Raw genomic sequence first — 10,573 nt, forward strand, 5'->3', positions numbered from 1 at the left:
GCCAGTTACACCTGCACTTCCCTCTCAAGTTTTGCCAACTCGTGCAACAGGGAAAAAGTACCCCGTAACTGTTACCAAACAGGCAATTGAAGGAGTTCGTGCATCAGATATGAGCCTGTTTTAAAGGCCTATTTGAGAGATTGGCCGATGCGGGTCGCTTCGATAATGGCTGCACTGATTGGTCCGTCCGGTTAGCACACGGCCTCACGAGACAGATCGATTTACCTGATGAAGGAGGCGCGAAGCGCTTCGTTCGCAAACGGCGTGGCCGTGTACACGTCAGCATTTTTTCCAGAGTGGAGCAGGCATGTCTTTGTATCAAGCGTCACGGTCATTCGGCGCAGCGACGCTGATCGCGGCAACGGCAATGTTGGGTGCGTGCGGCGGAGGGGGATCGGGGAGCAGCAGCTCGGCCAGTTCGAACGTGTTGAAGCTCTCCACGGCGGTCCAGAGCGAACCGGTCGCGAAGTATGCCGGCGCAGTGGGTATCCTCGCGGGCCCGGGCGTGGCGGCAATCTATACATCGGTGGTGCAGTCTTTGGTGACCGGAGTGACTTCGAGCGCGGCAAACGGCACGAAGGTGTGTCCGACCAGCGGGTCGATCAGCATCGGCACGCAAAGCGCCGGCAACACAGGATTGCAGAGCGGTGAAACGGCGACGGTCAGTTTCAATCAATGCATGGGGCAGGTGAGCGCGCCGGGCGTGTCGGCTTCGGCTGCGATTACCGGTTCGATGACGGTGCAGGTGCAAAACGCTCAAGGTACGGTGGGCAGTAGTACGGCTAACTGGTCGTACACCGCGGTTGAAACCGCAAACGCGTTGACGTTGACGTCGTCGAACGGCACCACGGTACTGAACGGCACGGTCACCTACACGATGAGCTACGACGCCGCCACGGGCGTGACCACGACGACGGCGACCGCGCCGACGATCACGCTCGGCATCGCACAAGCAGTGGCTTCGGGCAACGTTGACGGCACGATTACGATTACCGCGTTGACCTATTCGCGCATCCACGGCACCGACCCGACCAGCGACACCGTATCGACAAGTGGCGCAATCAGCGTGCAGGCAAGCGATGCGGAAATCGCCTTTAACGTCGCAACGCCGGCGCCGGTCGTAGTCAGCGACGGCAATGTGGAGGGCGGTGAGATTCAGTTGTCGAGCGACAATACGGTTGAGAACATCACGGCGGCGAGCACGTCGAGCGTCAATATCTCGGTCACCTCGAACGGCCAGACGGGGACGTACACGGAAACCGTGGCCAGCCTGCGTGCGCTGACGGGAAGCTGATTGAATTGATTTGGTGCGTTGAAGAGCGCCGAAGAGCTCATTTCCCGGTTACAGGAACATTGCGGGTCTAGCGGTGTTGGCCTTTCCTCGCTTTCTCGTTGGTTGATGAGTGTCGCTTCTTGCAGGGGCGACACTCATAGTCCGCGAAGAATGTGAGGAGAGGCCAGAACAAAGGTCGTTCAGACGAGCCTTACTGCTTCGCCTGCCCTTGCTCATAAAAATCATCGATCAACGCCATGGCCCGATGCTCAAGCGAGCTCATGGCCATCAAAGGGTCGATCTTCACACGAGGGATCGCCAGTTCGGGGCTGGGCGGCACGCCCTTGGCGTTATCCCCGTCAATACGCTCAATCACAGCGCGGCACATCCACTGAACGCCGAGTTCATCCGGCACCACATTTACATCTACTCGAAAGCCACGATGCTCGATTGCCACAAATCCTCCAGTCATACAACGAAATAAAAATCGCCCTACCGACAAAACGTCCGAACGTATAAGGGCAGAGAAAATCGTAGCATGACCGCCGTAAAATCTTTGTTGAAACGGGCAATCGAAAGCGCACCAGAAATGTGCATTTCAATGCGATTCGCTGCGCTACAAGGGTTGCGAGTGCTTTACCGCAAGCCGAGTAAACGTGGTTGCCGCCATTTCGTGCGCGGCGTCTAAGAACATCACCTCGCAAGTATGGTTCGTGCTTACTTTATGTAAGGTGACGGCGCGGACACTCGAATGAAGTTTCGGCACCGAGCCGAAAAACTTCACCCCAACACGATCTGCACCTTCACATCGTTTGGATTTCCACTAGCCGCTTCTTCAAAGGCCTTGATCCCCTCCGCGAACGGAAACGTCCGCGAGATAAAAGGCTTCACATCCAACCTCCCCGAAGCAATCAACTGAATCGCTCTGGGAAAAATGTTCGCATACCGAAACACTGATTCAATCCGTACTTCCTTGATCTGGACCGCAACCACATCGAGCGGCACGGCCTTCTGCGGCATCCCAACCAGTACAAGACACCCGCCGGGACAAAGCAGATCGATGATCCCATCAAAAGCCTTCTCGTTCCCACTAGCCTCGAACACGATATTCGCGCCCCAGCCATCGGTAAGCTGAGCAACCACCTCGCGCGGCGACTGATCCCGGATGTTCACCGTCGTGACACCCTGCACAGCTCCGATCAACTCAAGCTTTTCCTCCACCAGATCGCACACAATTGCGCGGCTGCATCCTCCGGCGAGAGCAGCAAGTGCGCACATCATGCCGATCGTCCCGGCGCCCAACACAACGGCCACATCGCCTGGCTTGATGGCAGCCTTCTTCGCTGCCTGCAGTCCAATGGCCAGCGGCTCGACAATCGCACCTTCGGCAAAGCTGACGTTATCCGGCAACTTGAACGTGAACGATGCGGGATGCACGACGAACGGCGTGAGGCAGCCATGCACAGGTGGCGTAGCCCAAAACCGAACCTTGGGATCAAGGTTGTAAAGCCCTTCACGTGCCGCACGCGAGTCCATATCCGGCACCCCAGGCTCCATACATACGCGATCGCCAACCTTCAGATGCTTCACCTCTTCGCCGACTTCAACAATCGTTCCGGCCGCTTCATGCCCCAGCACCATGGGCTCATTCACCACAAACGGCCCAATCCGGCCATGCTTGTAATAGTGAATATCGCTACCGCAAATCCCCACCGTATGAATGCGAATGCGCACGTCACGCGGGCCCACGACCTGAGGGAGGGTGAACGGCCGCAGGCTGATGCGTCGTGCTTCTTCAAGAACCAATGCTTCCATCGCGGTGCCTCTGCTGGTTGGCGTCTTCATGGTTGAAAGTCGGCTTGAATGCCGCCGACTGGCAGACCAATCTTACTCGCCGTTTCCGCATCGTGCTTTACCCTCATGGCAAGGGTTGCGACGCGAAGCGAGGCTATATGCCGTGCTCAATTCACTTGAACAGGTACCCTGCGAGCAAGCGCACACATCAACTCATAACCAATCGTGCCGGAAGCGCTGGCGACGTCGTCGACCTTCACCTGGTTGCCCCACAACTCAACCTGCGAACCAATGTGCGCATCAAGGCAGGGCGTGAGATCCACCGTGAGCATATCCATCGACACGCGCCCAACCACACGTGTCAGCACGCCGTCCACGGCAATGGGGGTGCCGGTGGAAGCATGTCGCGGATAACCGTCCGCATAACCGCAGGCCACGACGCCGATACGCATGGGGCGGTCGGCCTCAAAGCGCCGTCCATATCCAACCGTCTCCTGCTCCGACAGCGTCTGCATGCCGATGATCCGGCTCGTCAGGCTCATCGACGCGTGCAGCGGAATATCGTTGATATGTCGTGACATGCCGGACGGCGAGCCGCCATAAAGAATGATGCCGGGCCTGACCCAGTCACGATGAGCACGCGGATGCCACAGCACGGCCGCGGAGTTGGCGAGGCTTCGAGCGCCCGGTAGCTCGCGGGCGGCTGCGTCGAACTGTTCCACTTGCCAGTCCACGTCGCCCTCGTCGGCATTGGCAAAGTGGCTCATCAACGTAATCTCGCCAATCGACGCCGCTGACCGAGCGCGTTCCCACGCGGTCTTAAACGCGTCCGGTCTGAAACCCAGGCGGTTCATGCCGGAGTTCATCTTCAGATTGATATCAATGGGACGCTGTACCTTGGCGGCGAGCAACAGGTCGAGTTGTTCCGTGCAGTGGACCGCGACTGTCAGGCGCAATTCATCTGCAACCGCGACGTCCGCCGCAGTGAAGATGCCTTCGAGCAACAGAATGGGCTTCTTCCACCCGAGTTCACGCACGCGAGCCGCTTCGTCGAGATCGAGCAACGCGATGCCATCGGCGCGCGCCAGACCCGGATAGATGCGCTCGATGCCATGTCCATACGCATTGGCCTTAACGACTGCCCACACACGCGAGTGCGGCGTTTTTTGCCGGATCAGTTCGAGATTGTTCGCAATGGCATCCGGATGGATCTGGGCAAGGATAGGGCGGGGCATGTCAGTCTCTGTGACGGAAAAGACGGGAAATAGTTGGCGTTTTGCGATTGATACTCACCGTGCCGCGATCCGCAGCGGTCACTCGATATGAAAATCTTCCGGAACCTTTGATTCGTCTGCATACCGAAACACGTTGAGATCGTCGTAGCGGATTGCTGGTTGCTTGCCGGAGATAAGGTCGGCCAGCAGTTGACCGGAGCCGCACGACATCGTCCAGCCTAGCGTGCCGTGCCCCGTGTTCAGGAACAGGTTCGGTACGGCGGTGCGGCCGAGGATCGGCGTGCCGTCCGGCGTCATGGGACGCAAGCCAGTCCAGAACGTAGCCTTCGCGGTATCGCCGCCGCCAGGGAAGAGATCGTTCACGCACATCTCGAGCGTTTCGCGGCGCGCTTCGCGCAGTTTGGTGTCGAAGCCGACGATCTCGGCCATGCCACCCACGCGAATACGTTCGTCAAAACGCGTAATGGCAATCTTGTAGGTCTCATCCAGCACTGTGGAGATGGGCGCTGCAGCCGGATTGGCGATGGGCGCGGTAATCGAATAGCCCTTGAGTGGATACACCGGAATCTTGACGATGCTGGAGAGAAACTCCGTCGAATACGAACCGAATGCCACCACAAACGCGTCGGCGTGCACCAGTTTGTTTCCGTGGCGCGCTCCGATGATCTTGCCACCCTCGGTGACGAGCGCGTCGATTACCGTGTTGTAGCGGAACGTGACGCCGAGGTCTTCGGCCATTGCGACCAGGCGCGTGGTGAACAACTGGCAGTCGCCGGTTTCGTCGCCGGGCAGGCGCAGGCCACCGGTCAGCTTGTGCGCGGTCGCTGCGAGAGCCGGTTCGGCACGCGACAACTCCGCTGGCGTCAACAGTTCGTAGGCAACGTTGGCTTCTTTGAGCACGGCGATGTCTTTCGCTGCACCGTCGAGTTGCTGCTGGGTGCGAAACACTTGAAGCGTGCCGCCGGTGCGGCCTTCGTACTGGATGCCGGTCTCGGAGCGCAGCGCGTCCAGGCAGTCGCGGCTGTATTCGGCGAGACGCACCATGCGGCTCTTGTTGATCGCATAGCGTTCAGCGGTGCAGTTCTGCAGCATCTGCCACATCCACTGCAACTGGAACTGCTTGTTGGCATCGTCGGGGCGGATGGCCAATGGCGCGTGCTTCTGGAACATCCACTTGACGGCCTTCAGCGGCACGCCGGGCGCCGCCCACGGCGCTGCATAACCCGGTGAAATCTGGCCCGCGTTGGCAAAGCTGGTTTCGAGCGCGGGACCTGCCTCGCGGTCAATCACGGTGACTTCGTGGCCGGCGCGCGCCAGATACCAGGCACTGGTCACCCCAACGACACCACTTCCCAAGACGACGACTCGCATGGCCACCCCCGGCAGATTGCCAGGCTGAGAGCGGCCGAACGACCGGTTTTTGTGCTCAGCCTAGTGTCGAGCACTATGATAATGGGCCATTTTCAGGTTTTGTTATTGTATTTTTGGCTGATTTCAGGATAAAAAACTAGTGACCTCGGCCCCCGACACCACCAGCCGCGAGTGCCCAACGCCACCGCCTTTCTCAATGCGGATTTGCGTAGCGATGCGATCCTTGAGTGCCTCAACGTGACTGATCACGCCAATCATTTTCCCACTCGCATTGAGGGAATCAAGCGCGTCCAGCGCGACTTCCAGCGTATCTCCGTCGAGCGTACCGAAGCCTTCGTCGAGGAACAGTGAGTCGATCGAGGTCTTGTGGCTCACCAGGTCCGACAGCGCAAGCGCGAGCGCGAGACTCACCAGAAAGCTCTCGCCACCTGATAGCGTGCGCGTGTCTCGGCTGACGTCACCCTGCCAGCCGTCGATGATCTCCAGTTCCAGTTCACCGCTGGTTTTCCGCTTCAGCAGATAGCGTGCATGCAAGCGGTCGAGATGGCGATTGGCCAGGTACAGCAGATGATCGAGGGTGAGGCCTTGGGCGAATTTGCGGAACTTGTCCCCGCGTGCTGAGCCGATCAGACCATCCAGGTGCTGCCAGATATCGACTTCCTTGGCCTGCGCGCTGATTTCGGCGAAGAGGGCCTGTTGACTCTGCCGGCTTTGCTCGTCGCGGGCCAGCAGCGCGCGCTGTGCTCCAAGTTGTTCGGTTGCGGTGGTGTGTTGCTGATTCAGTTCGCCGATGCGCAATTCCAGGTCGGCAAGCGTGGTTTCCGTGAGTGCCTGGGCCTGCAGTTGACGAAGCTTTTCGCTGGCCGTGGTGAGCACGGCATCGGCCTGCTGTCGCGTGCGCTCGCCGCTTTCCTTTAGTTGACGCAAACGCTGCCGCTCCTCGACTGGCAACAGCGCGGCGGCGAATGCCGCGTGATCGGCAAATGGACTGGCTGATAGCGCGGTTTGCCATGCCTGGCTGGTTTCAGCGAGCGTGGCCTTGTGTTGCGTGAGATTCTGCTCGAGTTGTGCGTGACGGCCGCTTAGCGCCGCCAGAGACCTTCCATGTTCTTCAACCTCTTCGGCACAGCGGGCCAACGCCTCAATGAAATTTTGACCAGCAGATAGCGCGGGGGCGTCAATGGCGGCACCTTCGTTGGTGAAATCCAATGCCTGTGTTCGCTTTGCCCATAGATCGACCGCTGCCGCAGCGGCTTCGCATACCGTTTGCTGTCGCGACAGGAACTCGGCCAGTTGCTGCAGGCGTCGTTGTGCCTGCTGCCAATCCTGCCATTCCGCTGTTCGGGCGTCGATCCATACGCTGGGATCGTCGGGCAATGCGGGTTCGGCAAAACCTGCATCGTTCAGCGAAACTGAAATCAGCGCGACAAGTTCGCCGCGCTCGCTTTGCAGCTTTTCGACCGCGACCAGAAGCTCGGCATGGCGCGTTTGATTTTGCTGGATTGCCTGCTTCGTCAGCTCAACGCGGTTGCGCAAGGCCTGCAGGACTTCGGTCTGGTCGTGGAGTGCCTGGCGTGCCCGGGACAGCGTCTGTTCGCCTTGCTCGGCCAGATCCAGGCGTTGTCTGATTTGCTCAAGTGCTTGCGTGGCGCCTGCGCATGCTGCCTCCAGTCGTGCCGCTTCCTGCCAACCTTGAGGTGTTAGCGTTGCCTCGCCACTAAGGTTGGCGATCTGCGCGTCCCATTCCTCTTGAGCCTGTGCGAGGCTCACGGTTACCTTTTCATGCTGACGTTGCAACTGGTCATGCGTCGCCCGAGCACCGGCTAGCGCGGTCGCCGTCTGGGTGATTCGAGTAATGAGCGTGTCCAGTTCCGCTTTCTTTTCTTTGAGCGCGGCTTCGGTAGCGGAAACGTCGAGTGCCTGATAAGCCGCGATCGCCGGGTGTTCAAGCGATCCGCACAGCGGACACGGCTCGCCAGGCTGCAGTCGCTGCCGATGCGCTTCGAGCGTACGAATGCGGTGTTCCTGCTCCAACAGCTTCTGTTTGTCGTCGAGTTGCGCCTGTACGCCGGCTTGTTGCTGTTTCAGTGCGTCGTGTGCGGTCTGCTGCTCGACGATGGCTCCCGTCGCAGCCTGCAACTGAGCAGCCAAGTCGTTCCTTTCGGCGACGAGTCCGCGTTGGCGGTGAGCGAGCGTGGTAAGTTGGCGCCATTGAGTCACACTGGCCTGCGCGTTCTGCCACGCTTCACGCAGCCCCGATAGCGCTTGACGACCGAGGCGCGCGTCCTGTTCCTGTTGAGCGGACTTTAATGCCGTATCTGCGGCCACTGTGACTTGACTAGCCTGTTCGACAGTGAGCATTTGCGCAGCAAGCTGATTTTGCTGCTCAACCTGCTGCCGTTCGACCTCGTTGCGCGCCGTGACCTGCCTCGCGATTTCGTGAAGCAGGCGGTCATGTTGCAGGAAATGCTGGCGCCATACGCCGATGCGCTCGCCTAACGCTGCGCGTTGATGATTCTCCGCGCAGAACCGATCGAGTTGCTGTCTCTCCTGAACCAGATGGTCCTGCTTGCGCTGCGCGTCGGTTGAGATTTGCTCGGCCAGTGCATGAGCCAGGTGGTGTCCGCGATACTGTGCCTGCTGCAACTTGGCGCGTTCGCCTCGCAGCGTCGTCAGTTCGCTTGCGGTTCGCTCGCATGCGCTTTCCGCCTTTTGCCGGGCTTGATGCAAAGGCCTTAAGACTTCCGCGGGCTCGCTTTGTTCGAGGCGACGCAATTCGGCGGCCATTGCCGCGAGCGCATTCGCGGCTTCCAGCGCTCTGGCCTTGGCTTCGTCCACCTCCTTTTGCGTCCCGGCGAGATCGACGCGCCATTGTTTGTGGCGCAGGGTGGTATCGAGGTGTTGCCTGATTCCGGCCAGTTGAGTATCGAGTACCGCAATGTGTTCCAGCATCTCCTTGCGTGCATCGTCGCTGAGTAATTCGACGCCCTCCGCGCGAGCCTTCAACTGATTCAGTTGCTCGCGAACGTCGCGCGCTTTTTCGAACACGCCCCTGGAAATATCGCCGTAAATCTCCGTGCCGGTGAGTTCTTCCAGCAACTCCGCGCGGTCGTTCGCGTTGGCGTTGAGGAACGCCGCGAAGCCGCCTTGCGCCAGCAGCATGGATTTTGTAAAGCGGGCAAAGTCGAGACCCGTGATCTCCATGGTCTGCTTGAGCTTGTCGTTGCTCTGCGAGCTGAGAATCGTGCCGTCCCCGCGTGCGAGTTCGACTTTGGGTGGCTGCAGCGCGCCGTCAACCTTGTCGCGCGCGCGGCGCTGGCTCCAGAACGCGCGGTAGACGTTGCCCTTCACCTCGAACTCGACTTCCGCAAGGCAGTCCGCCGTATGGCGCGTCATGATGTCGTTTGCGGAGGCGGAGATGCTCTTTAGGCGCGGCGTTTCGTGGTACAGCGCGAGGCATATCGCATCGAGCAGGGTGGATTTTCCCGCGCCAGTGGGACCGACGATCGCGAAGAGGCTATTGTCGAGAAAAGGCGCGGTCGTGAAGTCGATTCGCCATTCGCCTTTGAGTGAATTGAGGTTCTTGAGTCGCAGCGTCCGGATTTTCACGCTTTTGACTCCTGCAGAGCGCTCACGACGTGACGATAGCGTTCGGTGAGCGCGTCGCTTAGTTCGCTGGCTAGATCCTCCTGTTCGAGGCGGCGGGCAAAGACGTCGTAGGGACTTAACTCGGCCAGCGTCTCGTCGCCTTGCGCGCCGAGAATTGCCGCCTGATTGCCACGCTCGCGGCGAATCCGCAGAATTTCGACCGGCAGACCTTCGGCCATGGTCTGGATACGGGCGGGCAGATCAGCGAGGTAGTCGTCCGCGGAGACGGTCACTTCCAGCCAGACGGGTTGTTCGGTTGAACCGGCTGTTGCCGCCGAAGCCATCGCGGCAGCGAGCTCGCTCAAATTGCCAGTCAATGAGGCCAGCGGTTGAAAGCGCGGCACGGGCAATGGTGTGACAGCGGTCAGGCCGCTTGCGTCCAGGTCCACGAGCAACACTTCCTTTTGCTGGCGCACTTCGTCGAAACTCAGCGGAATGGGCGAGCCGCAATAGCGAATGTGCTCCTCGCCGCCAACCTTCTGCGGACGGTGTATGTGCCCAAGCGCTATATAAGCAACAGGCGGAAACGCCGACGCGGGAAACGTTTCAAGCGAGCCCACGTAAATCTCCCGCACGGACTCGCTGATGCTGGCGCCGAGCGTCGTGAGGTGGCCAGTCGCGATGATGGGTACTACCTGCCCGGTGGATGCTGCGATTTCATCTTGCCGAGCGCACGCGGCGAGGTACACCGCTTGATAATGCGCCTGAATCGCGGCCTGCAACGATTGCTGCTTGTGGTCGGCGCTCTCGCCGGCACTGCTTTGCAACACGTCGCGTGGGCGAATGAAAGGCACCGCGCAGACAATGCAGCCCGCATTCGCCGAACCGTTCGCGTCGCGCAGCGGCAATACCTGCACCTGATTCTCGATTCCGGATGCCGCCGCGATGACGGTGGTGCTCAGGCAAGCGAGCAACGCGCTGCTTTCGCGCAGGGTCGCCACGGAGTCGTGATTGCCGCCTAGCAGCAACAGCGCGACACCCGCCGCATGCAGCCGCACGACCAGTTGGCTGTAAAGCTCGCGTGCATAGCTGGGCGGCGAGCCGGTATCGAAGATGTCGCCGGCGATCAGGACCGCATCTACGGCTTGTTCGTTCACCTGCACCAGCAGCCAGTCGATCAGCGCCTGATGTTCGGCCTGCCGGCTCTTGCCCATGAAATGTTGGCCGAGATGCCAGTCGGAGGTATGGAGGATCCGCATTGCGAAGTAAACTATCGAAGTAGGGTGGACGGCCGCTCATGCCGAAGAGCAGG

At 59.8% G+C, this 10,573-nt stretch carries 7 protein-coding genes; 1 reads left to right on the forward strand and 6 read right to left on the reverse strand.

The features are described from left to right. Positions 1–307 precede the first annotated feature (307 nt). Positions 308–1,294, forward strand: coding sequence for a hypothetical protein (locus WCA85_RS32585; RefSeq protein WP_424069418.1), 987 nt, complete (start codon positions 308–310; stop codon positions 1,292–1,294). Positions 1,295–1,484: 190 nt separating this feature from the next. On the opposite strand, the gene WCA85_RS32590 is transcribed toward WCA85_RS32585, so the two are convergent. From WCA85_RS32590 to sbcD, 6 genes are all read right to left on the reverse strand, one after another. After that, on the reverse strand, positions 1,485–1,730 hold the full coding sequence (locus WCA85_RS32590) for a hypothetical protein (RefSeq protein WP_424069420.1): 246 nt from the start codon (positions 1,728–1,730) through the stop codon (positions 1,485–1,487). A gap of 323 nt (positions 1,731–2,053) precedes the next feature. After that, the gene (locus WCA85_RS32595) at positions 2,054–3,088 is read right to left on the reverse strand and encodes an NAD(P)-dependent alcohol dehydrogenase (protein WP_424069422.1); all 1,035 of its coding nucleotides are present in this window, start codon (positions 3,086–3,088) and stop codon (positions 2,054–2,056) included. Between the two features lie 146 nt (positions 3,089–3,234). Beyond that, positions 3,235–4,302, reverse strand: coding sequence for an alanine racemase (alr, locus tag WCA85_RS32600; RefSeq protein ID WP_424069424.1), 1,068 nt, complete (start codon positions 4,300–4,302; stop codon positions 3,235–3,237). 78 nt (positions 4,303–4,380) lie between these two features. Then, complete coding sequence (locus WCA85_RS32605; RefSeq protein WP_424069426.1) at positions 4,381–5,673, reverse strand: D-amino acid dehydrogenase; 1,293 nt, start codon at positions 5,671–5,673, stop codon at positions 4,381–4,383. Between the two features lie 123 nt (positions 5,674–5,796). Next, complete coding sequence (gene sbcC / locus WCA85_RS32610) at positions 5,797–9,282, reverse strand: exonuclease subunit SbcC (protein ID WP_424069428.1); 3,486 nt, start codon at positions 9,280–9,282, stop codon at positions 5,797–5,799. Further along, the gene (gene sbcD, locus WCA85_RS32615) at positions 9,279–10,520 is read right to left on the reverse strand and encodes an exonuclease subunit SbcD (RefSeq protein WP_424069430.1); all 1,242 of its coding nucleotides are present in this window, start codon (positions 10,518–10,520) and stop codon (positions 9,279–9,281) included. Before sbcD ends, sbcC begins: the two co-directional genes overlap by 4 nt. Between the last annotated feature and the right edge of the window lie 53 nt (positions 10,521–10,573).

Origin of the sequence: Paraburkholderia sp. (assembly GCF_049581445.1) — a bacterium.
Lineage (GTDB): Bacteria > Pseudomonadota > Gammaproteobacteria > Burkholderiales > Burkholderiaceae > Paraburkholderia.

Excerpts from the sequence above, each read along its gene's own strand:
- WCA85_RS32595 (WP_424069422.1), bottom strand. The coding sequence starts at position 3,088 with ATGGAAGCATTGGTTCTTGAAGAAGCACGACGCATCAGCCTGCGGCCG.
- alr (WP_424069424.1), bottom strand. The coding sequence starts at position 4,302 with ATGCCCCGCCCTATCCTTGCCCAGATCCATCCGGATGCCATTGCGAAC.
- WCA85_RS32605 (WP_424069426.1), bottom strand. The coding sequence starts at position 5,673 with ATGCGAGTCGTCGTCTTGGGAAGTGGTGTCGTTGGGGTGACCAGTGCC.
- WCA85_RS32585 (WP_424069418.1), top strand. The coding sequence starts at position 308 with ATGTCTTTGTATCAAGCGTCACGGTCATTCGGCGCAGCGACGCTGATC.
- sbcD (WP_424069430.1), bottom strand. The coding sequence starts at position 10,520 with ATGCGGATCCTCCATACCTCCGACTGGCATCTCGGCCAACATTTCATG.